This window comes from Paraglaciecola sp. 20A4 (genome assembly GCF_011378905.1).
Taxonomy (GTDB): Bacteria; Pseudomonadota; Gammaproteobacteria; order Enterobacterales; family Alteromonadaceae; genus Paraglaciecola.
This window is the reverse complement of record NZ_WTPY01000034.1, coordinates 21,455-48,224: the sequence shown is the minus strand read 5'-3', so window position 1 is coordinate 48,224 and position 26,770 is coordinate 21,455. Positions and strand designations below refer to the sequence as shown.

Genomic DNA, 26,770 nt, shown 5'->3' with positions numbered 1-26,770 from the left:
AATGACTCATCGGATTTTGAACGGTTCTGAGGATCGGTCAACCGATCGCTAAAATATTTCTTAACTGATCGGCATTAGCCCGCTGGCAGCCTATTCACAATAAATTTAGCTAGACTTTCCTTCGGCCCATGACCACTGAGATAACCAGTAGTACGAGAAATACAAAGAAAATAATCTTTGCGATGCCGGCAGCAGAACCTGCAATACCGCCAAAACCTAACACTGCTGCAACCAGTGCGATAACGAGAAAAATAACAGCCCAACGTAACATACACATTCCTTATCATGATTTATGGACTTTAACTAATGCTTCAATTGTGCCAATTTAACTGAAAAGTTCGAAAACCTTATACTATGCGGCCTAGCGGCTTAAAATATACCTGCATTAGATTTAATCTCACGTCTTAGCTTTGAATAAATTTATGACCTTAGTGTAAAATTTTCACGCGGCACAACGTCTGGCGCAATGCTATTAAATAGACAGTTCGATGAGATTTTTTTATGATGTTGTAGGTAAGCGCAAACAAGAAAGCGCGTGTCGAAGACACTTCCCGTTATTGCGGGGTATCTTCTTCACGCGCTTTTAAAAAAGCTTTTGGCAGTAAACGCTATTTGCTATTAAAGAACTCGTCTACCTCGCGCTCCGCTTCTTCCTTGGACTTACCGTACTTCTCTTGAATTTTTCCAATTAATTCTGTGCGGCTGCCTTTCATTTTATCCACATCATCGTCAGTTAAATCACCCCATTTCTGCTGGGCTTTACCTTTCAACTGTTTCCAATTTCCTTCAGCTTGATCTTGATTCATACATCTCTCCTATAGTGGAAAATTATCTGAACACTGTGCTGTGTACAGAAGTACTTCATAGGTTGAATAGCAATCAACGTGCCACTGCGAGGATTGTTAAGTAACGCTCTTGAAGGTTTCAGATATATTCACTATCAGATATATTCACTAAAAAGTGAGGAAAAGGCCATACTGCCGGTGTCACGTGCCCGTTTTATCTATTCCTTGTCGCTAAGCATTAACAGGGCTTCACACCTAGTGCTGCTAAGTGGGCTATTAATCATGCGATGTCATAAAGCGAACACTATAGGTGGAGCAAGATCGACACTTGGTCTTTTTTCGGCAACTTATTGACCACCAGCATATATGAGTTATGGATCATACGCTTAAGCTCACCTTGCGGTAGGCTGCCATCTAACTTCACCGTGTTCCAATGTTGCTTATTCATATGATAGCCAGGCATGACCGCACTGAATACATCACGTAGCATAATGGCTTCTTGTGGATCGCATTTGAGGTTCATTCTGTATTCGTGCACTTGGTCAGCATTACGAGTAATGAACGGGATCTCAACGCTTTGGCTCTGCTTGCTCTGTTTAGCGATTTTCTCAGCAGCTAGCGTGGCGTACATTTTACCTTTGACTTTAAACACCGCTACGTCAGGGCCAAACGGGAAGTCTTCAGCGGTTTCAGGGAAATCTAGTAGCCATCGACGAGCGTCAGAAAATGCCTGACTGTGGGTTTGCTTGTATGTGTGAATTTTCATATTTAATTAAGCGCAATGTAGCCAAAGCAACGGCCTTTACTATAAACCTTATTTTACCTATAAACCTATTACCAAGTCCTGATAGTAGTGCGTTTTCCCCGGTGTTTACTTTTCGAGTTTGAAATATTTCGCTTCGTCTTTGCAAGATTATTGTTACTCGCCTTGTCTCTACCAATACAAAACAACAATTCAGCCGTAAAGGACTCTACAATATGTTCAGCAATAAATTACTCAAACTCGCCGGGATATTCCTAACATTGTGCGTTTTAGGGATTAACGTAGCGTCAGCCGAATCAATTGACAGGGCATCACTTGAAAAACAGGCCACACTTGCATTAGGGGGATATGACGCAACTACATATTTCAATTTAAGCGGTGCCCAAAAGGGTAATGATGCCTTTCAAGCTGTTTATCATGGCGAACGTTACCTCTTTACCAGTGAAGAGAATCAACAAAAATTTGCTAAAAATCCTGCTCAGTATCTACCCGAATTTGGTGGCCTGTGTGCGCAATCACTCGTGATGGAAAAAGACGTGATAGCCAACCCCGCTATTTATATGCTGCAAGAAGGCAAGTTGTACATGTTCGTTTCCCAGGAAGCCCGCACTCAATGGGCACAAAACGCTGGTAACAATCTTGTTGCGGCAAATAAACATTGGATGTTCGAATCTGAAAAACGTCATGAGCAAATTGCAGCCAAAAAACGCTGGAAAACCAATAATACGGTTAAGTTATTTAGTTTTTAAGCGGTTAATGTAACGCTATACAACAATGCCTAATGTGTCTGTTTAGATAAAGCATTTGATTAGATGAACACTTGGCAGTCAATGCAAGCGATTCGGATGTTTCACTGCTCGAATATTCAGACACAAAAAAAGGAGCGTTAATGCTCCTTAATATAAAACCTTGGCGCTGGTTTAATATACTTTAAATCAAAATATCTCGCACGTTAGCCAAATCCGTTTTGCCGTTAATAATTTCATCTGGCGTCAAACCTGAAATCTCATGGGGAAACACCAACCACTCTTCGCTTTCATGCACAAAGTAGTCAGGAACGATGTCCGTTTTGTTATTCTTTGGCTTGTAATAAGGACACGCAATACGCACGTTTTTAGGCATATTTGCGCGAGATAACTTCTTGATCTGAGTGATCAATGCATCAACACTACGCCCAGAGTCAAAAACATCATCTACGATTAGCAAGTCATCTTCTGCATTGGCATTTTCAATCAAGTAATGTAAACCATGAACTTTGATCGTTTTTGATTGTTGATCAATACCGTAATAAGAAGAGGTACGCACAGCGATGTGATCTGTCTCTACTTTCTTAAAATCGAAATACTCTTGCACTGCGATACCGATGGGCGCACCACCTCGCCAAATACCAATAATGAACTGGGGACGAAAACCGTCTTCGTATACTTTTGATGCTAAGCGGAATGAATCTTCTAATAATTGCTGAGCGGTGATAAATGTTTTTTCCATCGAAAAACCCTTTAAAGCGTGAACTGCCGCTGACTGCATAACACTACAAGCCAGCGTGCGAATATGAAAACATCGCCCATTATACACTGAAATTATGCAATAAGAGATGGGCAATATTGCATATTTATGACTTACCCAACACCATGCGCACTGGCTTATTCGTATTTTAAGGCGCTAGCTGGGTCAACTTTTAACGCCCGATAAGCAGGATAAATGCTGGCAACAAAGCACAATAATAACGAAAACAAAATGAGCATAACGATTTGCTGCCAATGCATAATAACAGGTAAGCCTTCGCCCCCTGTGGCAGCCATAATTGGCACATTCAGTATACTGAGTATATTGTTTAGTTGGCTAACCAATATCAAGCCCCCTAGGGCACCAAAAAACGTACCTTTAATACCGTTGTATAAGCCGTTAAATAAAAATACCTGCATAATACGCCCCCGAGATAACCCTTGGGTTAGCAATATTGCGATATCTCCTTTTTTCTCAGTGACGACCATGACCAATGCCGATACGATATTAAAGGCTGCCACAGCAATAATTAGCAGCAGCATTAACGCCATCATGTTCTTTTCCATTTTAACCGCATCAAATAATGGACCTTGACGTGTGCGCCAATCATCACTTGCCAGCCCAAATTCAGTGATTTGCTCTACCACCGTTTTATACTCAAACGGATCCTGCAGGAACAAGCGGGTTTGCGCGATACGACTGACTCTGTTGCGCATAAGTTTGGCGCTGTCTTTAATGTTCATCAAAATTACTTTCGCATCAAGCTCTGAACCTACATCAAACACCCCAACCACAGTGAATAAACGCTGGCTGGGCATTTGTCCAAAAGGCCCAAAAACACTTCCTTCGGCTGAAATAATTCGCGTTTGTTCCCCTACTCGCAAACCAATTCGTGTTGCCAGTGCTCGCCCGACAATAATGCCGTAGCCGCCGGGAGTTAAATCACTGATCTGCCCTACCAACATATTGTCGGCGATAATAGAATGCTGTTCGGTCACCTCAGGCTCTACGCCTTGGATCATTACGCCCTCTAAACTTCGAGGCGATTGAATCACCCCCTCGGTTTCGATAAAGTCACTGGTAGCCAAAACGCCAGGCAACTGCCCAAGCGCAGAAATGATCTCATTATTAGCACCGCGCGTATCGACCACAACATGTGGTGCGATACCTAGAATACGGTCTTTTAAATCTCCTTCAAAACCGTTCATTACCGATAAAACTACAATCAAAGACATCAAGCCAAGCGCAATGCCGATGGCTGAAAAGGCGTTGATAAACGCAATAAAATGGTTACCTTTAGATGATTTTGCATAACGCAAACCGATAAATGCGGAAACAGAGTGAAACATGCTTGCAATAGACTCTTGGCCAGGGGTTAAGGATAATTCAGCGTTAACTATAACGGTGCGCATCAAACGTGGTAATAAATAATCGCTTAACTCATGGTAAAGTAAAACGTTTTTTGAATAATACGCTCTGGTCATAGCGCAAACAAGGTTACAATGTTAAACCAACGCAGTTAACGTTAAGAACCTTTGGAATTTATCTTATATTTACCTTGGGTTGAGCTGGTCAGTTAGTTGCCGAGTAAATGATTAAGAGACAGGCCTTAAGTGGCGGAATAAATAGCGGAGAATACATGCACGGCTTAAGCCTTGAAGAGAAACAGCAGCAGTTTAATGAGTTCTTCACCATAGAGCACGCTATTCGCGTTAATTTCAAAGCGCTTGAGGCAAATTTTGTGCTGCCGGAAGTAGAAGACTTAAGCGACCATATGCCCTATGCCTTTCGCGTGGCAAGTGAAGCTACCGCAATTGATGCTCAGGCACTGCGACCCCTGCGTAATTTGGGTGAGCACGCGGTCGAACTGGCTAATTTTTTAAATGCCCAATCCCGTAAAATAGACCTATTAATGTCTTTAGTCTTGCAACAACAAGATGACCCTAGCCTTGCTTACGAGTCTTTTAAGTTTGGTGGGGGCGGCATAATCGTAATGTGTGATGAAGCCTATAGTGTTGAGCAAAACATTGAACTTAAGCTATTTCTAAAAGAAGAAGCGTCGGCAATTTTTTGCTATGGCGAAGTCATCAAATGTCAGCAAGTAGGCGATAGATACCACGTTTCACTCATTTATAACTGTATTCGTGAAGAAGACCAAGATCTTCTCGTACGTGCCAGTTTACATCTTCAAACGGCGCAGCTTCGCAAACGCGCCAAGCACCAAAAGAACGACTAACTTACATGACAACAAGTATTTTTAATCCCACCTTAGCCAAGGGCCAAGGAGATGCTATTCACTGGGGCAATCTTCATGGCAGTAGCTTAGCCATGTCGATTGCTAATGCAGCAGGTCAAACCAAAGGGCCAATCCTGTTGGTTACCGCTGACACCCCTAGCGCGATGAAATTAGAAAAAGAATTAAGCTTTTTCTTACTTGGCAAAAAAGTGCAGGTACAGCTTTTCCCCGACTGGGAAACCCTGCCTTATGATAATTTCTCCCCTCATCAAGATATTATTTCCCAACGCCTTGAAACCCTGTACCGCCTAACGCAAGCCCAAAACAGTGTGTTTATTGTGCCGGTAAATACCTTAATGCTGCGCATGGCGCCGGTTGATTATCTAAGTAAATATTTGCTGATCTTAAAGGTCAATCAAACCCTAGACCTTGATGCATTTCGCTTAAGTCTAGAGCGTGCAGGATACCAACATGTTAATCAGGTTATGGGCCATAGTGAGTTTTCTATACGTGGCAGTATCATTGACTTATTTCCAATGGGTAGTCAGCAGCCGTTTCGAATCGATTTATTCGATAACGACATTGACAGCATTCGCTACTTTGATCCCGACAGTCAACGTTCTGGCGACAAAATTGATGAAATCAAACTATTGCCCGCCCGGGAATTTCCCACAGATAAGGACGGTATCGCACTATTTCGCCAGCAGTATCTAGAAAAATTCGATCCGAACAATTCCAAAGAATCGCTTTATTATCAAGTGGGTAAAGGAATGATGCCCGGCGGCATTGAGTATTATTTACCACTATTTTTCGAACAAACAGCAACCTTATTCGATTATCTGCATCCTGATACGTTGTTAATGATGCATGGCGACTTAGCCAATGCCTGTGAATTTTTCTGGAAGGATGTTAACGAGCGCTACGATCAATTACGCTATAATTTAAGCCGCCCATTAATGTCACCTGCAGATCTATTCTTACGCAACGAAGAACTGTTTGGCGCGTTTAAAAAATGGCCGCGCATCACTATCGATCACAACGCCAAAGAGCAAAAAGCGGGGGTAACAAATTTCGAAACTCGCACCATCGGTGATATCGCGATTAAGTCGCAAAACAAAGTGCCGTGGGCAACGCTCAAGCAGCGAGTAGCAGACTGGCTTAAAAGCGATAGCAAAGTCTTGTTTAGCGCTGAATCTCAAGGTCGACGGGAAAGCCTATTGGATTTATTGTCTAAGGCTGGCATTAAGCCCAAAGCGTTTGACCACCTAGACGCCTTTAATAAAAGTAAAGAGCAGATAGGCATCACTATCGGTTTAGCGGAACACAGTTTCGTCTTATTTGAAGACAATCACGAGCTGGCGTTTATCACGGAAACCGAGTTACTTGGCCACAAAATAAGCCAGCGTCGTCTGCGGGATAAACGCCAAGCGACCGACGAGAATGCGGTTATCCGCAATTTAGCAGAACTTGCTATTGGCCAACCAGTAGTGCATTTAGATCACGGCGTAGGACGTTACCTTGGCCTGCAAACATTAGACGCAGGCGGGATCACTACAGAATATTTGTCTATTGAATACGCCAAACAAGCCAAGCTATATGTGCCCGTATCGGCTTTGCATTTAATTAGTCGCTACAGTGGTGGCGATCTTGAAAAAGCCCCGCTGCATAATCTGGGTACCGAGACTTGGAGCAAAGCCAAGCGCAAAGCTGCCGAGCGGGTGCGAGACGTAGCCGCTCAGTTACTTGATGTATACGCCAGACGCGCTGCGAAACCCGGCTATTCTTATAAAATAGCTTGGGACGAATATCAGGCATTTAGCGATAGCTTTCCTTTTGAAGAAACCTTAGACCAACAACAAGCCATTAATGCCGTCATTCAAGATATGGGCAGTAGCAATGCAATGGACAGATTAGTCTGTGGTGACGTAGGTTTTGGTAAAACAGAAGTTGCCATGCGAGCCGCTTTTATCGCCGCGAATCAAGGTAAACAGGTGGCAATTTTAGTGCCCACGACTCTACTGGCCCAGCAACACTATGAAAACTTTAAAGACCGCTTTGCCGATTGGCCTTTCAAGATTGAAGTGATGTCTCGTTTCGCCAGCGCCAAAGATCAAAAAGACGTAATGGCAGGCTTAACCGATGGCAAAGTCGATATTGTCATCGGCACGCATAAGCTTCTGCAAAACGATATTAAATTTGCTGACTTGGGTTTGGTAGTGATAGACGAAGAGCACAGATTTGGCGTACGCCAGAAAGAGAAATTTAAAGCCCTTCGTTCAGACGTAGACATTTTAACCTTAACCGCCACGCCGATACCGCGAACGCTAAATATGGCATTATCTGGTATGCGTGATTTATCGATTATTGCCACACCACCAGCCAAACGCTTAGCGATTAAAACCTTTGTTCACCAGCGCAGTAAAGAACTTATTCGTGAAGCGATTATGCGAGAAATATTGCGTGGTGGCCAAGTGTACTTTCTACATAATGAAGTCGAAAGTATTGAGCGTACAGCCGAAGAAATAGCCGAGATAATACCGGAAGCCAGAGTGGCCATTGGTCACGGTCAAATGCGCGAACGTGAATTAGAAAAAGTTATGGGTGATTTTTACCACCAGCGACATAATGTATTGGTGTGTACCACGATTATCGAAACCGGTATCGATGTGCCCTCCGCTAATACCATTATTATGGACCGAGCTGATCACCTTGGTTTAGCTCAATTACACCAATTGCGTGGTCGGGTCGGACGCTCACACCATCAGGCTTATGCTTACTTGCTAACGCCTCATCCAAAACGCATGACCAAAGATGCCATTAAACGACTTGATGCCATCTCTTCACTTGAAGATTTAGGTGCTGGATTTGCCTTAGCCACCCACGATTTAGAAATTCGTGGTGCAGGTGAGCTACTCGGTGACGATCAAACAGGGCAAATCACCACCATTGGCTTTACCCTGTATATGGAAATGCTCGAACAAGCGGTTGAAGCATTAAAAGAAGGCAGAGAGCCGTCATTAGATGCTGCCTTGGCGAATCAAACTGAGATTGAACTGAGGCTACCTGCGTTATTCCCAGACGATTATATTAATGATGTGAATACACGTTTGTCGTTATATAAAAAGCTTGCCAGTTGCAAAGACGAAAGACAGATAAACGAGTTACAAATTGAACTTATTGATCGTTTCGGCTTACTACCTGATGCAGCCAAGAACCTTGTGCAAATAAGCTTGATGAAGCTCGTTGCCAAGAAAATAGGTATCAGTAAAATTGAAGCTAATAATGCAGGTGGTGCAATCGAATTTTCAGATAAAACCCAAATAGACCCAAGTTTTATCATTAAACTTATCCAGTCTCAGCCGCGCATTTACCGTTTGGAAGGTGCAAATAAATTGAAGTTTAATGTGCCAACTGAATCAGCCAGCGATAGACTGCAACTTATCCTGGATATGTTAAATGAGTTTAGCCAGCAACTGCGAGCCGCTTAATGCCAAAATTTTTTAGTCATCGTTCCACATCAATATCCACGAAAAAATGGGGTAAACCAACGCTCGCTGTCACAGTGTTAGCGTTAAGTTGTGCCGCAGCCACACGTGCTCATGCCAATGACTGGTGGTTTGATGTGGAGGTTATCGTTTTCAAACGCGATATAGCGACGCAATCTATTGCCGAGAGCTTTGATCATCAAGGGCCCAAGTTTGCCTCGCCTACCGCCCTTGATTTACTCAGCGATTACATATCGCCGAACCTTACATACGTGAGTGCTGGCTTGCCTGTTTGCGACGTCTCAGTCGGGGATAGTTCAAATAAGCAAGATCCAGAGGGTGAACAACCGGTAGCCCTAGTAAATGAAATATTTACCGTCGCTGATTTTTCATATCTTGAAACGCCATTAAATCCGCCGACAGAAAGCGTTTTGGATATGAACTCAGCCGCTAATGTTCCTGATAGCCTCGCCCAAGTCGACGGTAATAATTCAGACGATGAAGAACTGAGCGGATCACAAGATACAGACTTAGTCAGTTATCAATACACGATGACCCCACCTAAATGGGTCAATTGGCAGCTTCCTGCAACGCTGCCATGTAGCTTTTCCCAGGACAGAATTTTATTGGCTGGGCCATATGATCGCCTCATACCCGATCCTCAACCAACGAGCGTTCCACTGAGTATTGATGGCGTAGAATGGCCCAATCGCCGAAGCGCCTATTTACTGCCTAAAAGTGAGCAACAACTGGCTAAACTTGAGGAACATATTCGCTGGCAAAAAGATTTGACGCCGATACTTCACGTTACTTGGCGCCAACCTGTAGTGTTTGGTCATGATAACGCCCAGCCCTTCAAGTTAATTGCAGGTAAAAATTACGCCACTGAATTTGCTCAGGATGGCCAACGAAAAATTGAAAAAGTACAATCTGAAAATCAAGATAGTCGTTTTTTAGCCGATGATATGGCACAACAAAAAGACTCAATAGGTTTATCGAATGATACCTTATTTGCGCAAATAAATGCCGCGTTGCGCTCACCAGAGCCGGCCAAAATCGTCGATTTGAGTGAGCCTTCAACTGGCACCAATGTATCCAGTATCGATCAGCAAGACTTTACCCAAGTAGCCGAACAGCCACTGTGGCAGTTAGAAGGTGATTTTAGTGTTTACCTACAAAATGTTGGTCGCACACCTTATTTGCATATCGACAGTAATTTGGATTTCAGGGCACCAATAACGTTAGCCCTACCAGGCGAAATAGACGTTAAACCGAATAACTTTTTACAAAGCTATCACTTTGATCAGCTTCGACGGGTGATCTCTAAACAGCTACATTATTTTGACCACCCTTTGTTTGGTATGGTGGTACAAATTCGCCGCTACGAGCCGCCCAAAAGTGAATAGCTAACGCGCTAATGATTAAGACAACGGTTGATTTAGGTTAGAAATAAAAAAAAGCGGCTCGTGAGCCGCTTTTTCATGTTTGTTACTGAATTAGCTTAAGGTTAGAAAACAGTATTCAAACGCATGTAGTAGTAGCCGCCTTGCCAATCAACAATGTTGCTTGACCAGTAAACTGCACCACAACACTCATCGCCATTATCTTTGTCAGGGTATTCATCAAAGATATTCCGCGCCCCTGCTGCAATAGTGACATTGTCAGAGATTTTGTAGCTAGCTTCTAAATCAAAGAATACAGTCGGATCATAATCTTGTTTAGTAGAAGCATCAGATGCGATAGCATTAGTATATGAACCATAAACATTGGCACGTACCAGCAATGTCAATGCATCAAAGCTATGTTTAGCCGATGCCACACCGCGCCATTCTGGAATCGCATTCTCTAAATCATGTTGATCTTCAGCGTTCAAGAAGTCTGATGCATCAGAATCAATTTCAGTTTTGTTATAGTTGATAGAGGTGCTAAGTACTGTATCACCCATGGTGTAAGTCACTACAAAATCCATACCGTTGGTGATGGTATCAAAGGCATTTTGGAAGTAATTAACGCCACCGATGGTATTGGCACCCGCTACACCAGCTGCTTCTAATTTAAGATAGTTGGCATATGCATCAGCATCTGTTTCATCCGTTGAAACATCTAAAGTAGATACGGCATAGAAACGATCTTCAAGTTCGATACGATAGAAATCTAGCGTCACGTTCAAATCGTCAATACTGCCTGTTACGCCCAAGCTATAGTTTAGTGATTTTTCAGGTTTAAGTGCTTCTGCACCCAAAGCTTGACCCACAGCGCTTAATGCAGGGAACAAACCTGTTGCAACCGGCAGACCATCAGGTAAACGAGTAGAAACGTTTGTGGTGCCTTGCTGACCTGGTGTCGGTGCTCTGAAACCCGTACCCACTGAGCCGCGCATATTGAAATCATCAGTTAAGCTATATTTAAAGGCCACTTTACCGACCAATTCTGAACCAAAATCAGAATAATCTTCGTAACGTATAGCGGCTTGCAAATATAAGGCTTCGCTTACATCACTGCTCATATCAGCGTAAATACCGTACATATCACGATCATATTTACCCGAATATTCAGGTGAAAAACCTGGGAAGCCGTTAGAGCCCACACCCACAGCTGTATAAACCGCATCACTACTATCAGCACAATTCAATGTTGAACCATTACCGATAACGGCTAAACCAGCGGCCGTTGCTGCACCGTCATCACAAAATCCCCAAGGATCTGGTAGCGAATAGGGTCCTGCAGAATACGAGTCTTCATCGCCCCCTTCTAACTCATAGCTCTCATCCATATAGGTCGCGCCAAATGCAAGCAACACGTCGGAATACATACCGAAATCAAGGTATTTAGTGAAATCTGCTGAGAATTGCGTTTCCTCGTTGATCAAATTACCGGGTTTGAATGACGTAGGTGAATCGGCTCCCATCGATGGGTTGATGGTGTTTTGCAAGGTATATTCAATTTTATTCGAGCCGAAACGACCGCTGAAATCATATGTCATACCATTGGCAAATTCGCCTTCTAAACCACCGACTAAAGAAAAGTCAGTAATATCGCCGAAGAAGCGTGGCGTAAACCCGCCAGGGAATTTTTCTAACGGGCTGTAAATAGAGCCGTCTTCTTTGCGTAAGTTTTCGATGGTGCCGTTACCTGGGTAACGATAATAAAACGTTGCATCACCATCGCTTTCTGAATAGTTACCGAACGCATAAAACTTCATGTCATCGTTAAATTCGTAACCGGAGTTAAAAAACACTCGAGTAGCAGAGGTATTGGGCTGACCCCAAGGTTGTACAACGTTTTCGCCACCTAAGTTAGCATCTGCCAAACCGGCAACAAAACTAGGGTCACTCAAGTAAGGATTATCCGCACTGCGAGGGTCGCTCGTATCAGCACAAAACCAATCTTCGCAGTATTGTTCACCACGATTAGTCGAGTCGGAATCAGCATATTCACCTGACAAACTAAAGAAGCCGTTGTCACCAAGAGCAAAACCGATGTTACCGGTAATGGTTACTTGATCACCGTCACCTTCATAATACTGGCCACCTTCAACCGAGAAAGAGCCCCCTTCATCATTGTCTTTTAAGACGAAGTTAATGACCCCTGCGATAGCATCTGAACCATATTGGGCTGCGGCACCATCTCTTAGTACTTCCACACCTTTAAGGGCAGAAGCTGGAATAGTCGCCACGTCAGGCCCTTGCGTACCTGACCCTCCGATTTGCACTAAGGCTGAGCGATGACGGCGTTTTGAGTTAACCAACACTAAGGTTTTATCTGTTGGCATACCACGTAACGTAGCTGGGCGGATAAACGACGCGCCGTCTGATATAGGCTGACGTTGTAATGAGTAAGACGGAACTAAGGTTTTTAGTATGTCATTGGTATCGGAAAATGGAACGCTAGCTAAGTCGTCTTCGCTTAATACGTCAACGGGTACGGGAGAATCTGCTAATGAGCGAGGGGCGCCGCGTGAGCCGGTAATAACCACCTTTTCATAAGATGCTTCTACTGCAGCTTCATCAGGAACTTGTGTCTCTTGTGCTATTGCTGACGATAACGCCACTGAACTGATTGCGCATGTCATCAAACCGGTTTTGATAGCTTTGCTAAGTTTATTTTGCTTAAGCATGTGTGTTCACCTTTTATTATTTTAAATTCTTGCGAGCTAATTAACTTTACAAATTTCCGTTGTTGCACTGCCCACTAATCCTTAGTGGGCCTCTGAGTTGCTTGGCCAATTATTCTGGCTTTGCTAACACGACTTCGATTTCAATCAACATATTTGGTCCACCGGCCAATCCTGCAATTTGAAAAGCAGAACGTGACGGTTTATTAGGCTGTTCTTTGGTTCCGAAATATTTGCTGTAGGATTTCATAAAACCAGTGAAATCCATTTTTCCGCCCATCTCTGGGTCACCAACCATAAAGACCTGCATTTTGATAACATCACCAAAACCCACGCCTAATTCTTTGAACGACCCTTCTAAGCGTTTAAAAACGCTTAGAGCTTGGGCTTCGGTGTCACCGTAGTACTCACGACTGCCCTTTTCTGCTTCTGCATTCACTGGGCCTGGCGTCATACCAGCGTGAAAAATCAATGTGGTATCAGGCGTGACTTCAACAGCACGAGAAATTGGAAACGGGTTATTATTTGGCAAAGCATGGCGCGTTACTTCAGCAAAACTGTTAGCACTGAATAAGGCGACGGCAGCAAGTAGGATTTGTTTTTTCATTTATGTATTACTCCAAAGATTAATTAAGTTGGTTGATATAGGCGGCAAGATTTACCGCATCAGGATCTGATTGCACCATCGAAACGGCGGCTTTCATTTGTTGTCCGTAAACATCTTTGGGCTCAGAGCCCCGAATGCCAGAACGAAAATGGTTAATTTGAGTCAATAAATACCAATCATTAATGCCACTCAAACGTGGGGCGCCAATGGCTTTGTTGCCTGAAGCATCAGCGCCATGACAAGCAGCGCAGCCTTGATAAAGAATTTTACCAGCCTCAATATCACCGTGAACAGTAGGCTTAGGAGCTGGCGATTCGGTTTTGCCTATCCATGCGGCAATAGCAGCAATATCGCCAGGGGTTAAATTCCTTGCCATGGCTAGCATCTCACTGCCTGTAGCATCGTCAGAATGAGCACCACGTACACCCTTTTTGAAATTGGTTAGTTGACGCTCTATATACCATCTTGATAAACCACCGAGTCTAGGCGCTCCTATGTTGGCATTACCTTTCAATTGGCTACCGTGACATACAGTGCAGTACTCTAACCCTTCAGGTGTCGGCGTTTCTGATGCATATATCGGGCTTGTGACAATGGCAAAAAACAGAATAAATAGAGTAGATTTAAGCGACATGACTGGCTTCTCCACTTTTAGTGTTAGAACTGACTAATCGGTTAAATTGTTGTAATGCTTGTTCGCTAGATGCCAATGCCCCCTCCTGCCAACCACTGTGATGACTGATTTGATCACCAATCATAAAATGACGGCCCTCAGGTTTTTGCAATAGTCGGTAGTACTGATCAAAATCTTCTGGACTCATACGCATCCCACAACCCATTTGATGATTCATTCGCGCCCAAGGGATGCTAATACCATTTTCAATGTACTTGCTGTACCCCGGATGGATTTTCTCGGCGTATAAAGCACCAGCGGTGAGACGCTCTGTTGGGGTCATTTTTTCAAACATGGCCCCCACTTTTGGATCCCAAGTGTAGGCGCCCAGCAAAATGCCTTTTTGTGCGTGAATATCATGAGACGGATACCACAGCTGACCAATGGGATCCGTTGTGTAACTAATGCCACCGTAGATACCGTCGCGCTCCCAAAAACGCTCGCTCATTTGGTAAGCAATTTTGAATAAATGGCCACGTTTTACGCTGTTTAAGCCAGATTGGTAATCCGCTGAGAAGTTGTTGTCGATACCGGCCATAAAGTAGGCTGGTATATTGTTGAAACAATAATCAGCCTGAACCGTATGCATCTGACCGCCCTGCTCGTAAGTCACTTCTACGCCGTTATTACGGTTGTAAATTTTCTTAACTTGGGCGTTCAAGACAGGTTGGGTTTTTAGGTTGCGCAAAAAGCCCTTTATTACGCCGTCCATACCGCCTACTGGCTCCATTAATGGTTCACACCAATCATAGAGTTCAGCGCCCATTAACCCGCCATACCAAAATTGGCTGTCGAGCATGGCTTTTAATTCAATAGGGGCATGGGGTTTGGGAAATTCCAACATGCGGTCAGTAGTAGAACCAGCACGTTCACTGCCAATATATTTACCATTTTCAGTCAAGTCGCCGTAGGTCTGTGAAAATTTCATTAACTTGGCAACGTCTTCTTCACTTAACAGCTGGTCATATTGGTTATTTTCAGCAGACTTCCATAATAATTCTGACATCAAACCACGTACATCTGTGTGGTACTCGATAATACGTTTAGGCTTACCACCCAAAGATGCATCATCATGAAAATAAGCCATCTTGCTGCTGTTAGCTTTGATCTGTAATGGCACATTCAACGCTCTGCAATAGTGCAACAGACGTCTATGGTGACCAGGAATACGTGCTGGACCGCAGTTGAAAAACAAATTGTCTTGTTTATCGAATTGGCAAATTTGTGGATTGCCCATTTCGTCGATTTTATCCCCGTTGCGCACGGTGAGATTACGCCCACCGGGTCGAAAAGAGGCCTCTAAAATAGTGCAGTGAATACCGGCTTTTTCTAATTCGAGTGCTGTGGCTAAGCCTGCTACACCGGCACCTAAAATAAGGGCCGTGGGCTGTTCGCCATTCGCTGCAGGCTTTATTTTGACTGGGCCTGAGTAGTTGTCATCAGGCATCAAACCTAAGGCGAGACTGGTCTTTAGTAAAGCGGATGAACCACCTGCTGCCCCTACATAACTGAGAAATTGTCTTCGCGTAATATTTAGCATAAATAATCTAAGGTGAATCCTAATTAAGCGTTGCTGGAAAGTCGAAAAATCAGATTCTTATGCTAACGGCACATATCTAATGACAGAACGCACAATAGTATTGAGCGGCCCCATATTTTTTTTATAACCTATGTTTAATGCGCTCTGCAGAGCTAAAAAGAAAAATATGTTGGATGACTCAGGGCTTATTGATTACCGACGGTTACGCTTTGCGGCACCAAATTTGCTTTTCATTGAAGAAAACCTATGAATAGCCAATTGGCTTAAGCAGTAACCGCATTATTTTGGGTAGCAGATGAACACAAAACAATTAGAATATTTTTTGGCAACTGCAGAGCAAGGAAGCATATCTGGAGCAGCAAAAATTTTAGACGTGGCCCAACCTGCAATCAGCTTACAACTTGCAAATTTAGAGCACGAACTGAAAATAAAACTGTTCGAACGTAATTTTCGTGGCGTTGCCTTGACCACCGCCGGAGAGCAATTTGAAGAACATGCCCGGCTTATTTTAAATCAGATAGATAAGGCGAAACTGGAGATTATTGGCCAGCAAACCCAATGTAAAGGCAAAGTGGTTGTGGGTCTTAGTCAATCCATTTGCAATGTATTATCAATTCAGTTACAAACTGAACTTGAACATCGTTTTCCCCACGTTGAAATAGCATTTAGAGTAGGACCGTCTTACAAGGTAGAAAATTGGTTCGCAGAACAAAAAATAGATATTGCCTTATGCTACAACGCCGAACTAAATAAAAACGCTGCAACGACCTTAGCCTTGATAAGTGAGAAACTGTCTTTATATATCTCGCCTCTCCCTAAAAACCCCAGTTATAGTGAGTTGTCGCTGTATGGCTCGCTCCCATTTGAAGCACTTAAAGATTACGAGTTATTTATGCCCGATCGTCGGGACGCACTGCCTCAGTTATTAGTCGCTGAAGCGGAAAAATTAGGGATTAAACTAAAGACGAGAAATGCGTTTGGTCAGTTAATGACCACGTTGCATTATGTTTCGCAAGGTTTTGGTTTAGCTATTTATCCGTCATCTGCTACTTGTCATTTAGAAGCGAGTAAGCAAATTAGAGCGATTAAGATTATTCAACCCGAATTAAAACGCGATGTATTTTTACGACTATCAGATCATCAGCGAAAAAATGCCGCAGTAGCCGCCGTGTTTGAACTCATTCGAGAAACTACCGCTAATGCCCATGCTGATAACAGTTGGCGGGGGACATTGTTAGACACAAAGTATCGTCACTCTTCAGTGATAAATATTGAAAGCGCAGTGGGTGGTTAAATAAAGACATGACAAGTAAACATCATTTCTAGTGAAGTTACCTCAGCGCGGGACGTATAACCTCACTCCCGGGCTGAGTGATAATCAAACTGCGTTATATCGAATACTTAGCGCAGTAATTCCAATGCTTGAGTACCGGTCATACCCAGTTCTACGCCTAATAGCCGAGCTGCATTTGATACAGCCAATACCGGTTTCACTAACATGTCATCATGGGTGCGTACACCAGATACTATGGCACATGCTTCGCCCGTTTTATTACACGTATCAACGTCAACGTAGCCACAAGCCAGCAGCCCATTCTCACCTTGTACCGTAAGCAAAGGCAATTGTAGTTCAATGCGACTGAGCTTTAAGGCTCCCCAATCAAATGATTCAGCATGCACATTACCTGCTATAAATAAGCTAACCGCTACCCCAATTACTTTCATCATATACTGACTCCTTAAATTAATGACTAATACACATCTAAGCCTAGCCCTGATGCTTTGCGGGACTAGGCTTTGCAGTATTAATGCCATAGAGGCGTATACCGTTAATTAAGGGATTGAGAGTAAGTGACTGATTTTATTGCACCAAATTAGCAATATTAACGTTAGCGTTGCACAATATATATTCATCTTCTGTAAAGTAATAGCAAGACAAGCACCTGATAAGGGTGCATTAACGGTCTATTTGTTGGCTAAGTTAACGTAGCAGAGCAAAACATATCAGACCCACAATAGTTGAAATTAAAAAGCTTAAAATGGCTCCTTCCTTAACCATATCTTTTATCTCAATTTCACCTGTACCATACGCAATAGCATTAGGGGCAGTCGCGACAGGTAACATAAAGGCACAGCTTGCTGCCATAGCCGCGGGGATCATAAATAATGCAGGATCGTTGCCCGATGACACAGCTGCCACCGCTAAAATTGGCATAAGCAAGGTTGCGGTTGCTGTATTACTAGTGATTTCAGTGAGGTAAGTCACAATGAGGCAAATGGCCACAATAACCATGACTAACGGTAAGCTGGTTAATCCAAGTAGCCAATGACCTAAAATCTGGCTTAAACCCGATGCACTAAATCCTTTGGCCAAAGCAATCCCACCGGCAAACAGTAACAAGATCCCCCAGGGGATCGATTTAGCGGTTTCCCAATCCAGTAAGCGGCTACCTTTGCCATTGGGCACAATAAACATTACCACCGCCGCTGTAAGCGCAATCGTGCTGTCGCCAGCATAAGAAATATTAAACCAATCACTCCAACCACCGAATGGTTCGTTACGCGTGATCCATGCCAATGCAGTTAAACCAAAAACCCATAAGGTCCGAGACTCCTCTTTACGCCATTGGCCCAGCACAGGCAATTCTATGTCTTGCTCAAGTTTGACATTGCGCGTGAGCCACAGGGCAATAATTGGTAAACTTACTACCACAACGGGTATACCCACTTTCATCCATGCTACAAAACCAAATTCTTGTCCGGTTTGCTCTTGATAAATACCAGCAAATATCACATTGGGCGGGGTTCCAATTAGGGTGCCGAGCCCGCCTACGCTTGCTGAATAAGCAATACCTAAAATAAGCGCAATTTTTAGTTTAGGATTGTCTACATGAGATAACACAGCTAATGCCATCGGTAACACAATTAGGACGGTGGCAGTATTTGAAATCCACATACTCAGAAAACCAGTGGCTAGCACAAAGCCCATAACCAGACGCCGACCGCTACTGACTCCGACCATTCGCACCATATAAACAGCCAACCGCTCATGGGCGCCACTACGTTCAAGCGCCGTAGAGAGCATAAACGCGCCCATTAATAGCAGTATCACGTGACTGCCTAAGGCCGAAGCTGCGGTTGCGTGATCAAGCACTCCAAATAAAGGTAATAAAGCAAAAGGGACAATAGATGTCGCAGGAATGGGTATGGCTTCACTTACCCACCAAATAACCGTTAAACTGGTAATAGCAGCAGTTACCGCCGGTAGGTAATCAACGTTTGAGTAACGTAAAAATGCATAAAATCCGATGGCAAGCAAAGGACCAATGACTATAAAGTGCTGCCGAGTTAAATGCATACTATTTTTACCCTACTAAATTTAGCGTTAAGTACGGGGCTAACGGACTAACCACCTGCCCTACACACTTTTACGTCGAGTTATCATTTTTAATAGAACACTAATTATAATACTCAGCCAACAGACGCTGAGCAGATGAGTATTCCTGCGATTTTTTCAAGGTTGCCAAATCACCACTCGCTGCTTTAGCTAGTTTGGTCAAACGAGGATTGATGGGAATATCACTGGGCAAGCTGTCGATAACCTGTGCCGCGGCATTTGGGTTATTACACACTAGCACCATATCGCAACCTGCATGCATAGCAGCTTTCGCTCGTGCTGCAAAATCTCCAATAAACGCTGCGCCTTGCATAGACAAGTCATCAGAAAATATCACTCCATCGAAATTCATTTTTTCACGCAAATAAGTTTGCAGCCATACCCTAGAAAACCCAGCAGGCATATCGTCTACCTCGGGATAGACTACATGAGCAGGCATAATGCCGTCTAATAGACCTTTTGCATGCAACTCAGTAAAAACACGCATATCAAGTTCAGTGATTTGCGCTAGGCTGCGCCCATCGACTGGCATCGCAATATGCGAGTCTTCTTTAACATTACCGTGACCCGGAAAGTGTTTTCCTGTGGCCTTCATACCAGCCCGATGCATACCGGTGATAAAATGACTGGCTAAATTAATCAGCGGCTCAGGTTTGCTATGAAAAGAGCGATCGCCGATAACATCCGACACACCATTTAAATCAAGCACTGGGGCAAAACTTAAATCGATATCAAATGCTAAACATTCCGCCGCCATCAACCAACCAAACGTATCACAGTATCGCTCGGCCTTAGTCATGACCTCATCACTGCGATTAAAAATATCGCCCATGGCGGGAATAGCACTAAAGCCTTGGCGAAAACGCTGTACTCTGCCGCCTTCATGATCCACTCCGATCAGAATGTTATTACGCGCCGACAAACGTATTTGTCCGATCAGTTCCGCTAATTGTTTTTGGTCATAGTAATTGCGGCTAAATAAAATAACCCCACCGACAAGGGGATGATCGAGTAACTCTTTGTCGTCTGGTGTAAGTTCACACTCTGCGACATCTAACATTATTGGGCCCATGGATAAATCTTATAACTTATTGAATTAGATGCACTATAAGAGAAGGACGACAAGAAACAAAGCATCAATACACGCATGATGCAGATAATTCCGCGTAAATTAACTATCGTTGTCTTAACGACCATAAAAGTGATTGCTTATTGCCTACAAATTAATCATTAGAACTCATAGAAAAATCATAGACATAAAAAATTATGACTTTAACCACTGGGGATGATTATACTAACCCAAATCAGCTATTTTAATGAGTTACTATGGGTTTTCATACCGTCGGATTAATAGGCAAACACGCCCATCAAGGAGCCAATTTAAGCTTACAAGCGCTGATTGTTTATCTAAAACAAAAAGACTGTAGGGTAATAGTAGAACAAAGTTGCGCGTCACAATTGACAGGCAATGGTTTTGAAATTGCCGATCTTGATACTATAGGCACCCAAGCAGATTTAGCAATAGTGGTTGGTGGTGATGGCAATATGCTTGGAGCTGCTAGAGTGCTCGCCAAACACAATGTTGCAGTCGTAGGCATCAACCGCGGTAACTTAGGCTTTTTAACCGATATCAACCCAGATGATATAGAACGTCAATTAGACACTATATTTGACGGCGATTGCCAAATTGAACAACGCTTTTTATTAGAGCTAGAAGTTTACCGTGATGGTGAGTTGCAAAGTACCAACTCTGCGGTCAATGAAGTGGTAATGCACCATGGAAAAGTGGCGCATATGATGGAATTTGAAGTCTATTTAGATGAAAACTTCGTTTTTAGTCAACGTTCCGATGGCCTAATTGTTGCCACCCCTACTGGCTCCACCGCCTATTCTTTATCTGGCGGAGGACCTATTCTAACCCCTAACTTAGACGCCCTAAGTTTGGTGCCTATGTTCCCTCATACCTTAAGTGCTCGGCCGATAGTAGTCGATGCAAATAGCACAGTACGCATTAAAGTATCACCAGAAAATAGAGACAATCTACAGGTTAGTTGTGACAGCCATATCGTGCTAACGGTCTTACCTGGTGACGAAATTATTATTCGCAAAAATCCAGCTAAACTATCGTTGATTCATCCCAAAGATTATAACTATTTCAATGTGTTGCGCACTAAACTAGGCTGGGGTAGTAAACTCTACTAAACATCTAACTTAGAATAAATTTTAAGCAACCACTAGACAGCCAGAAAAATATGTATATATTTACAGTTACTGTATATTTAAACATGTGTTGTGTATGTTACTTCATCTCTCAATTCGTAATTTCGCGGTGGTTAAATCTTTAGATATCGATTTGGCGCTAGGCATGACTGCGGTAACCGGTGAAACTGGCGCTGGTAAGTCTATTTCTGTTGATGCGTTAGGCCTGTGTCTTGGTGATAGGGCCGATGCTAGCTTTGTGCGCACTGGTGCAAGTAAAGCTGAGGTTTGCGCCACGTTTGATGTGACAAATTTGCCTCTTGCTCAGAAATGGCTTCAAGAACAAGAATTAGACGACGAAAATGATTGTTTGATTAGACGTGTCATCTCTAGCGAAGGACGTTCAAAAGCCTTTATTAATGGCACCGCTGTACCATTACAACAACTCAAAAACCTAGGCCAATATTTATTAAGTATTCATGGGCAACATGCTCACCAGCAAATTTTGAAAGCAGAAACCCAACGAGATTTGCTCGATAATTTTGCCGAACATCCTTCCCTGCTGACAAATGTCGCACAGCATTTCGCCGCGCTGCAGCAAAAACAAAAACATTACCGAGAGCTATTAGCCGGACAACAACAACGAACAGACCGTTATCAACTGCTGTCGTATCAAGTTACCGAACTTGATGAGTTTGCCATTGCCGATGACGAATTTCTTGAGTTAGAAATAGAGCACAAAAAACTCAGTAATAGCCAAACGTTACTTGAACAAACGCAATTAACTTTTCATCAACTTTATGAAGCTGATGATTTTAATGCCTTGTCAGCAGTGCAAAACAGCATAGATATACTCAGCGAATTGCAAGAACACGATCCTACGCTTACCCCCATACTAGGATTGTTAACTGAAGCGAGTATCCAGATTGATGAAGCTGCTCAAGAACTTAGACATTATACCGAGCAGTTAGAAATTGACCCTATGAAAATGCAGCAAGTTGAGGCACGTTATTCACAAGCCTTAGACTTAGCAAGAAAACATCAGGTGCAACCTGAAGACTTGTTTGCGCATCATCAAGGCTTAGCCCAGGAATTGTCTCAGTTATCCAATGATGATGAGTTACTTGATAGCATGAAAGATGAATTGTTGGCACTTGAGAAGTTATATTTTCAAAGTGCTGAAAAGCTCAGCCTTTCGCGGAATAAAGCGGCAAGTAAGTTAGCAAAACGAGTCGAGTGTGAAATTCATAAAATGAATATGGGCGACGCAGTGTTTAAGATAGAAGTTGAACATTTATCCCAGAGTGCACCGCAGAAGTCAGGTTTAGATAGCGTACATTTCAAGGTGTCGACCAACAAAGGTCAAGATCTCGATAAAATCGAAAAAGTAGTTTCCGGTGGTGAGTTGTCACGTATTGGCTTAGCCATTCAAGTGATCAGTTCACACAGTAGCCAAGTGGCTACCATGATTTTTGATGAAGTCGATACCGGTATCAGTGGCTCAACGGCATCCGTAGTGGGTCAGTTATTGCGTAAACTAGGCGAAACTTGCCAGGTAATATGCGTTACACATTTGCCTCAAGTAGCGGCTCGCGCCCATAATCAAATGTTTGTGACTAAGTTCAGTGATAAGAAAACCACCGAAACGCATATGATTTCTTTGCAAGAAAATGAACGAATTGCCGAGTTGGCGCGTCTACTAGCAGGTGACAAATTAACAGATTCTGCACTCGCCAACGCCAAAGAATTACTACAAATCAGTAATTCTTAACAATTATGCATTGATTAGGCTGTCTTGGCTGAGTTAGGATGCTTCGCCTAACGGCCTTTAGCGAAGTACCTGCAGGGTCATTATTTTCCTAACAGCTGAGATATTAAATAAGAATGAAGTTTAGAAATTTATTGGTGGTGATTGCCGCCGCATTAATGTTGTCTGCTTGTGCCGACTGGATCTATCGAATTGACGTTCCTCAGGGTAACTTTTTAGATGAGCGTGATGTTAAAAAATTACGTATCAATATGACCAAAGAGCAAGTTGAATATGTGCTTGGAAAACCTGTTGTTGAAGACTCGTTTGATCACGATACATGGTATTATTTGTATCAGATGAAACGCGGCATGAGCAAGCGTGGCAAAGATTTTCGTAAAGAGCTAAAAATTCACTTTTTGGATAACCATGTCAGTGAAGTGACTGGTGATTTTGAGCTATCTGAAGACTTCAATACAGCCCTTGATGAATAAAAATCATACATGGTAGCTGTTAGTGTCGATGGGTCTTTTTCTGCCACCTCTTTTTAAGTGGTTGGGAAAAAGACCCATCGACGCTTAATTGCGCAATTAGTTATTTAATGCGTGATATTACCCCTCGTTAGTCCCCTATCCCTCTCATTAGTTTGTTGTTATTTTGATGCTATCTCTTCGCAATAGGTGGGTAGTAAAAACGTCAATTTAATTTACGCTATCGAAATTGATTTGCTGTTTGTCATAAAAAATCGTTAATTCAGACTAAAATTAGCCGAGCCACCAATAATTATGGCATAATATGCGCCGAATTTTTCCTCAAGTCCGCCTCTCCTTTCTAAAGGATTGAATTGCAGTTGCAACTTCAAATAAGAAGCATACTAATGACGAGGAATAACACCTTTCACCTTAAATACTCGGAAGAAAACATTGTTAACGACCGCAAACATCACTATGCAATTTGGCGAAAAGCCATTGTTCGAAAATGTCTCAGTTAAATTTGGTAACGGAAACCGCTATGGTCTAATCGGCGCCAATGGCTGTGGTAAGTCAACCTTCATGAAAATATTAGGCGGCGATTTAGAGCAGTCGGCAGGTAATGTGTCCACGGATCCTGGTGAGCGCATTGGTAAATTGAAACAAGATCAATTTGCTTATGAGCAGTATAGCGTAATTGACACGGTAGTGATGGGACATACCGAGCTGTGGAAAGTTAAAGCGGAACGTGACGCGATTTATGCTAACCCTGAGATGACCGAAGAGGATGGTATTCGTGTTGCGGATTTAGAGTCTGAATTTGCAGAAATGGACGGTTACACCGCCGAAGCCCGTGCAGGTGAGTTACTCATCGGTGTAGGCATTCCGGTTGAGCAACATTATGGTCCCATGAGCGAAATTGCGCCAGGTTGGAAACTGCGGGTATTACTTGCTCAGGTTATTTTCTCTGATCCAGACATTATGTTACTTGATGAACCAACCAACAACTTGGATATCAACACCATTCGCTGGCTTGAGGATGTCCTTAATGAGCGTAACTGCTCAATGATCATCATCTCCCATGACCGTCACTTTTTAAACAGTGTATGTACACATATGGCAGATTTGGATTACGGTGAAATCCGCCTTTTTCCTGGCAACTATGACGAATACATGACAGCGTCTACCCAAGCCAGAGAACGCTTGGTCTCAGACAATGCCAAGAAAAAAGCGCAAATAGCTGAACTGAGAACATTTGTAAGCCGTTTCTCTGCCAATGCATCTAAATCTAAACAGGCGACTTCTCGCGCTAGGCAAATTGATAAAATTAAACTAGATGATATTAAGCCCTCTAGCCGACAGACACCTTTCATTCGCTTCGAACAAACGAAGAAATTACATCGCTTAGCACTTGAGGTATCAGGCCTACATAAATCGTATGAAAACGAATTGTATAACGGTTTAGATTTGATGGTTGAAGTCGGTGAGCGCATTGCGGTTATCGGTGAAAACGGTTTAGGTAAAACAACCTTGCTGAAGTGTTTAGTCGGTGACACCGATTTAACAGCTGGGGAAGTGAAATGGTCTGAAAATGCTAACATTGGTTATTATGCGCAGGATCATGCTCACGAATTTGAAAAAGAAATGACCTTGATGGAATGGATGTACCAGTGGGCGCAAGAAGGTGATGATGAGCAAGTTATGCGTGGCACACTAGGTCGTTTATTGTTCTCACAAAACGAAATTACTAAATCTGTAAAAGTAATATCAGGAGGAGAGCAAGGCAGAATGATGTTTGGCAAGCTAATGCTTCAGCGTCCAAATATTCTGGTTATGGATGAACCGACTAACCATATGGATATGGAATCCATTGAATCTTTAAATCTGGCGTTAGAAAATTATGCTGGTACGTTGATATTTGTCAGTCACGATCGTGAATTCGTATCGTCGGTCGCCACTCGAATAATCGAGATTACGCCTAACGGCATTGTTGATTTCCGTGGTAACTACGAAAGTTATCTAGAAAGCTTAGCAACGGCTAAATAGGTTATTTACGTCTGTGTATTGGGGATAAGATAATTATCCTCAGATACAAAAAAGCCTGAGTGACACTACTGTGACTCAGGCTTTTTTTATGAATTTAGGCCATTAAGACCTAATTTTGCTTAAGCGTTAACTAACCATTTAACAAACTGCTTGGCTTCAACTGCATTGGCAAATTTAGTATTTTGACGACCTTGTTTGTCGGCAAATGCCACGCTTTGTTTGTTTACAGAAATAGAATGCACTGGGTGCGAAACACGGATCTGCGAACCGTTGTATAAATAAGACATAATAAAACTCTCTTTCAATTAGCGCGATATTTTAACGCGCGAAATTCAACGAAGCTTCACTATTAGATTTGACGATTACTTTGCGACTTTTTATAAGTCTAGGAGTGATAAATAGCAAGCATATACTTGCTTATTCGCCTTTCAATAATTCAGCTTAATATTTTTGTTTTTTTAAATGCTGGCTGACGGGATCAAGGTAAGACAAGACATTAACAAGCTACCGAAGTGATAGCGATGCTTATAAATGCGGAGGTTGATTCACAAGCAAGACCGCACATTACAGCACTTTAAAAATAAACGCAATAGCTATTTTAGGATTATTTAATGTTATTATCACAAACCTGTACTTATATTATTAGAAATATTTATGTCCCCTAAAATTGCTGTCTTTGTTGACGTGCAGAACATCTATTACACCACACGAGACGCATACCAAAGACAATTTAATTACCGTAAATTGTGGCAGCACTTAAGTGAACAAGGCGAAATTGTAATAGCCAATGCATATGCAACTGAACGTCATGATGCTCAACAGCAGAAGTTTCAAGCTGCGTTGAAACACATCGGGTTTAACGTAAAATTAAAACCTTTTATTCAACGTAGTGACGGCTCGGCAAAGGGAGATTGGGATGTAGGTATCACAATAGACGTACTGGGCGCTGCAGAGCGTGTGGATAGCGTAGTATTGCTTTCAGGGGACGGTGATTTTGACTTACTGCTTAAAGCAATTAAAGATAAATATGGCGTAAATACCCAAGTCTATGGGGTACCTTCTTTAACCGCCAATTCGTTAATTAGTGCGTGTGATAAATTCATCGAAATTGATCAATCGCTGCTTCAGTAAATATTTAAAATCAAAAAATATTCGCCTGCCGCTCTTTATCAGTCGACAGGCTGCTGCTCAGGGATAAAACG

The 26,770-nt window shown here is 42.8% G+C and carries 23 protein-coding genes; 10 read left to right on the top strand and 13 right to left on the bottom strand.

The window, feature by feature from the left end:
- Window positions 1-109: 109 nt before the first annotated feature.
- The 3 genes from GQS54_RS20370 to GQS54_RS20360 form a co-directional block, all read right to left on the bottom strand.
- The gene (locus GQS54_RS20370) at window positions 110-271 is read right to left on the bottom strand and encodes a DUF1328 domain-containing protein (RefSeq protein ID WP_006994792.1); all 162 of its coding nucleotides are present in this window, start codon (window positions 269-271) and stop codon (window positions 110-112) included.
- A gap of 337 nt (window positions 272-608) precedes the next feature.
- Window positions 609-806, bottom strand: a complete 198-nt coding sequence (locus GQS54_RS20365; protein ID WP_166425755.1) for a CsbD family protein — start codon at window positions 804-806, stop codon at window positions 609-611.
- Between the two features lie 283 nt (window positions 807-1,089).
- Window positions 1,090-1,551, bottom strand: a complete 462-nt coding sequence (locus GQS54_RS20360) for an MmcQ/YjbR family DNA-binding protein (protein ID WP_166425754.1) — start codon at window positions 1,549-1,551, stop codon at window positions 1,090-1,092.
- Between the two features lie 212 nt (window positions 1,552-1,763).
- Here GQS54_RS20360 and GQS54_RS20355 point away from each other — a divergent pair, with 212 nt between their 5' ends.
- Window positions 1,764-2,297: a YHS domain-containing (seleno)protein gene (locus GQS54_RS20355; RefSeq protein ID WP_166425753.1), complete on the top strand. Its 534-nt coding sequence runs from the start codon at window positions 1,764-1,766 to the stop codon at window positions 2,295-2,297.
- A 181-nt stretch (window positions 2,298-2,478) separates the two neighbouring features.
- Here the strand turns inward: GQS54_RS20355 and GQS54_RS20350 are convergent, their stop codons facing one another.
- Together GQS54_RS20350 and GQS54_RS20345 are read right to left on the bottom strand one after the other, a co-directional pair.
- Complete coding sequence (locus tag GQS54_RS20350) at window positions 2,479-3,036, bottom strand: phosphoribosyltransferase family protein (protein ID WP_166425752.1); 558 nt, start codon at window positions 3,034-3,036, stop codon at window positions 2,479-2,481.
- A 155-nt stretch (window positions 3,037-3,191) separates the two neighbouring features.
- On the bottom strand, window positions 3,192-4,403 hold the full coding sequence (locus GQS54_RS20345; protein ID WP_166425758.1) for a lipoprotein-releasing ABC transporter permease subunit: 1,212 nt from the start codon (window positions 4,401-4,403) through the stop codon (window positions 3,192-3,194).
- A gap of 290 nt (window positions 4,404-4,693) precedes the next feature.
- On the opposite strand from GQS54_RS20345, the gene GQS54_RS20340 reads away from it, so the two are divergent.
- Genes GQS54_RS20340 through GQS54_RS20330 form a run of 3 tightly spaced genes read left to right on the top strand, consistent with a single transcriptional unit; the run spans window position 4,694 to window position 10,181 of the window.
- The gene (locus tag GQS54_RS20340) at window positions 4,694-5,290 is read left to right on the top strand and encodes a PilZ domain-containing protein (protein ID WP_166425757.1); all 597 of its coding nucleotides are present in this window, start codon (window positions 4,694-4,696) and stop codon (window positions 5,288-5,290) included.
- 5 nt (window positions 5,291-5,295) lie between these two features.
- Entirely contained in the window at window positions 5,296-8,778 is a 3,483-nt protein-coding gene (gene mfd / locus GQS54_RS20335) for a transcription-repair coupling factor (protein WP_166425751.1), read from the top strand.
- Window positions 8,778-10,181, top strand: coding sequence for a CsiV family protein (locus GQS54_RS20330; RefSeq protein WP_166425750.1), 1,404 nt, complete (start codon window positions 8,778-8,780; stop codon window positions 10,179-10,181). The genes mfd and GQS54_RS20330 overlap by 1 nt, the downstream gene beginning before the upstream one ends.
- Window positions 10,182-10,282: 101 nt before the next feature.
- On the opposite strand, the gene GQS54_RS20325 is transcribed toward GQS54_RS20330, so the two are convergent.
- The 4 genes from GQS54_RS20325 to GQS54_RS20310 form a co-directional block, all read right to left on the bottom strand.
- Window positions 10,283-12,892, bottom strand: coding sequence for a TonB-dependent receptor (locus GQS54_RS20325; RefSeq protein ID WP_166425749.1), 2,610 nt, complete (start codon window positions 12,890-12,892; stop codon window positions 10,283-10,285).
- A gap of 109 nt (window positions 12,893-13,001) precedes the next feature.
- Complete coding sequence (locus GQS54_RS20320) at window positions 13,002-13,496, bottom strand: RidA family protein (protein ID WP_166425748.1); 495 nt, start codon at window positions 13,494-13,496, stop codon at window positions 13,002-13,004.
- Between the two features lie 19 nt (window positions 13,497-13,515).
- Window positions 13,516-14,130: a c-type cytochrome gene (locus tag GQS54_RS20315; RefSeq protein WP_166425747.1), complete on the bottom strand. Its 615-nt coding sequence runs from the start codon at window positions 14,128-14,130 to the stop codon at window positions 13,516-13,518.
- The gene (locus GQS54_RS20310; RefSeq protein WP_166425746.1) at window positions 14,120-15,709 is read right to left on the bottom strand and encodes an FAD-dependent oxidoreductase; all 1,590 of its coding nucleotides are present in this window, start codon (window positions 15,707-15,709) and stop codon (window positions 14,120-14,122) included. Before GQS54_RS20310 ends, GQS54_RS20315 begins: the two co-directional genes overlap by 11 nt.
- A gap of 295 nt (window positions 15,710-16,004) precedes the next feature.
- On the opposite strand from GQS54_RS20310, the gene GQS54_RS20305 reads away from it, so the two are divergent.
- Window positions 16,005-17,003 carry a LysR family transcriptional regulator gene (locus GQS54_RS20305; RefSeq protein ID WP_166425745.1) on the top strand — a complete coding sequence of 333 codons (999 nt, stop codon included), beginning with the start codon at window positions 16,005-16,007 and terminating at the stop codon, window positions 17,001-17,003.
- Window positions 17,004-17,110: 107 nt separating this feature from the next.
- Here GQS54_RS20305 and GQS54_RS20300 read toward each other — a convergent pair whose 3' ends face one another.
- The 3 genes from GQS54_RS20300 to nagZ form a co-directional block, all read right to left on the bottom strand.
- Window positions 17,111-17,437 carry a YunC family protein gene (locus tag GQS54_RS20300; protein ID WP_166425744.1) on the bottom strand — a complete coding sequence of 109 codons (327 nt, stop codon included), beginning with the start codon at window positions 17,435-17,437 and terminating at the stop codon, window positions 17,111-17,113.
- Between the two features lie 253 nt (window positions 17,438-17,690).
- The gene (locus tag GQS54_RS20295; protein ID WP_166425743.1) at window positions 17,691-19,067 is read right to left on the bottom strand and encodes an SLC13 family permease; all 1,377 of its coding nucleotides are present in this window, start codon (window positions 19,065-19,067) and stop codon (window positions 17,691-17,693) included.
- Between the two features lie 100 nt (window positions 19,068-19,167).
- On the bottom strand, window positions 19,168-20,166 hold the full coding sequence (gene nagZ / locus GQS54_RS20290) for a beta-N-acetylhexosaminidase (protein WP_166425742.1): 999 nt from the start codon (window positions 20,164-20,166) through the stop codon (window positions 19,168-19,170).
- 266 nt (window positions 20,167-20,432) lie between these two features.
- Here nagZ and nadK point away from each other — a divergent pair, with 266 nt between their 5' ends.
- From nadK to GQS54_RS20270, 4 genes are all read left to right on the top strand, one after another.
- Window positions 20,433-21,308, top strand: a complete 876-nt coding sequence (gene nadK / locus GQS54_RS20285) for an NAD(+) kinase (RefSeq protein ID WP_166425741.1) — start codon at window positions 20,433-20,435, stop codon at window positions 21,306-21,308.
- Between the two features lie 94 nt (window positions 21,309-21,402).
- Window positions 21,403-23,076: a DNA repair protein RecN gene (recN, locus tag GQS54_RS20280; RefSeq protein WP_166425740.1), complete on the top strand. Its 1,674-nt coding sequence runs from the start codon at window positions 21,403-21,405 to the stop codon at window positions 23,074-23,076.
- Window positions 23,077-23,189: 113 nt separating this feature from the next.
- Complete coding sequence (bamE, locus tag GQS54_RS20275) at window positions 23,190-23,546, top strand: outer membrane protein assembly factor BamE (protein ID WP_166425739.1); 357 nt, start codon at window positions 23,190-23,192, stop codon at window positions 23,544-23,546.
- A gap of 429 nt (window positions 23,547-23,975) precedes the next feature.
- Window positions 23,976-25,568 (top strand): ABC-F family ATPase, encoded by a 1,593-nt coding sequence (locus GQS54_RS20270; RefSeq protein ID WP_166425738.1) that lies wholly within the window; start codon window positions 23,976-23,978, stop codon window positions 25,566-25,568.
- 119 nt (window positions 25,569-25,687) lie between these two features.
- Here the strand turns inward: GQS54_RS20270 and GQS54_RS20265 are convergent, their stop codons facing one another.
- Window positions 25,688-25,855 (bottom strand): hypothetical protein, encoded by a 168-nt coding sequence (locus GQS54_RS20265; protein ID WP_166425737.1) that lies wholly within the window; start codon window positions 25,853-25,855, stop codon window positions 25,688-25,690.
- A 367-nt stretch (window positions 25,856-26,222) separates the two neighbouring features.
- Between GQS54_RS20265 and GQS54_RS20260 the strand changes: the two genes are divergently transcribed.
- Window positions 26,223-26,699: an NYN domain-containing protein gene (locus tag GQS54_RS20260; RefSeq protein WP_166425736.1), complete on the top strand. Its 477-nt coding sequence runs from the start codon at window positions 26,223-26,225 to the stop codon at window positions 26,697-26,699.
- The last annotated feature ends 71 nt before the right edge of the window (window positions 26,700-26,770 follow it).

Bases quoted from the DNA above. Each gene is read 5' to 3' on its own strand.
- GQS54_RS20370 (WP_006994792.1), bottom strand. From the start codon at position 271: ATGTTACGTTGGGCTGTTATTTTTCTCGTTATCGCACTGGTTGCAGCA.
- GQS54_RS20365 (WP_166425755.1), bottom strand. From the start codon at position 806: ATGAATCAAGATCAAGCTGAAGGAAATTGGAAACAGTTGAAAGGTAAA.
- GQS54_RS20360 (WP_166425754.1), bottom strand. From the start codon at position 1,551: ATGAAAATTCACACATACAAGCAAACCCACAGTCAGGCATTTTCTGAC.
- GQS54_RS20355 (WP_166425753.1), top strand. From the start codon at position 1,764: ATGTTCAGCAATAAATTACTCAAACTCGCCGGGATATTCCTAACATTG.
- GQS54_RS20350 (WP_166425752.1), bottom strand. From the start codon at position 3,036: ATGGAAAAAACATTTATCACCGCTCAGCAATTATTAGAAGATTCATTC.
- GQS54_RS20345 (WP_166425758.1), bottom strand. From the start codon at position 4,403: ATGTTTCACTCTGTTTCCGCATTTATCGGTTTGCGTTATGCAAAATCA.
- GQS54_RS20340 (WP_166425757.1), top strand. From the start codon at position 4,694: ATGCACGGCTTAAGCCTTGAAGAGAAACAGCAGCAGTTTAATGAGTTC.
- mfd (WP_166425751.1), top strand. From the start codon at position 5,296: ATGACAACAAGTATTTTTAATCCCACCTTAGCCAAGGGCCAAGGAGAT.
- GQS54_RS20330 (WP_166425750.1), top strand. From the start codon at position 8,778: ATGCCAAAATTTTTTAGTCATCGTTCCACATCAATATCCACGAAAAAA.
- GQS54_RS20325 (WP_166425749.1), bottom strand. From the start codon at position 12,892: ATGCTTAAGCAAAATAAACTTAGCAAAGCTATCAAAACCGGTTTGATG.
- GQS54_RS20320 (WP_166425748.1), bottom strand. From the start codon at position 13,496: ATGAAAAAACAAATCCTACTTGCTGCCGTCGCCTTATTCAGTGCTAAC.
- GQS54_RS20315 (WP_166425747.1), bottom strand. From the start codon at position 14,130: ATGTCGCTTAAATCTACTCTATTTATTCTGTTTTTTGCCATTGTCACA.
- GQS54_RS20310 (WP_166425746.1), bottom strand. From the start codon at position 15,709: ATGCTAAATATTACGCGAAGACAATTTCTCAGTTATGTAGGGGCAGCA.
- GQS54_RS20305 (WP_166425745.1), top strand. From the start codon at position 16,005: ATGAACACAAAACAATTAGAATATTTTTTGGCAACTGCAGAGCAAGGA.
- GQS54_RS20300 (WP_166425744.1), bottom strand. From the start codon at position 17,437: ATGATGAAAGTAATTGGGGTAGCGGTTAGCTTATTTATAGCAGGTAAT.
- GQS54_RS20295 (WP_166425743.1), bottom strand. From the start codon at position 19,067: ATGCATTTAACTCGGCAGCACTTTATAGTCATTGGTCCTTTGCTTGCC.
- nagZ (WP_166425742.1), bottom strand. From the start codon at position 20,166: ATGTTAGATGTCGCAGAGTGTGAACTTACACCAGACGACAAAGAGTTA.
- nadK (WP_166425741.1), top strand. From the start codon at position 20,433: ATGGGTTTTCATACCGTCGGATTAATAGGCAAACACGCCCATCAAGGA.
- recN (WP_166425740.1), top strand. From the start codon at position 21,403: ATGTTACTTCATCTCTCAATTCGTAATTTCGCGGTGGTTAAATCTTTA.
- bamE (WP_166425739.1), top strand. From the start codon at position 23,190: ATGAAGTTTAGAAATTTATTGGTGGTGATTGCCGCCGCATTAATGTTG.
- GQS54_RS20265 (WP_166425737.1), bottom strand. From the start codon at position 25,855: ATGTCTTATTTATACAACGGTTCGCAGATCCGTGTTTCGCACCCAGTG.
- GQS54_RS20260 (WP_166425736.1), top strand. From the start codon at position 26,223: ATGTCCCCTAAAATTGCTGTCTTTGTTGACGTGCAGAACATCTATTAC.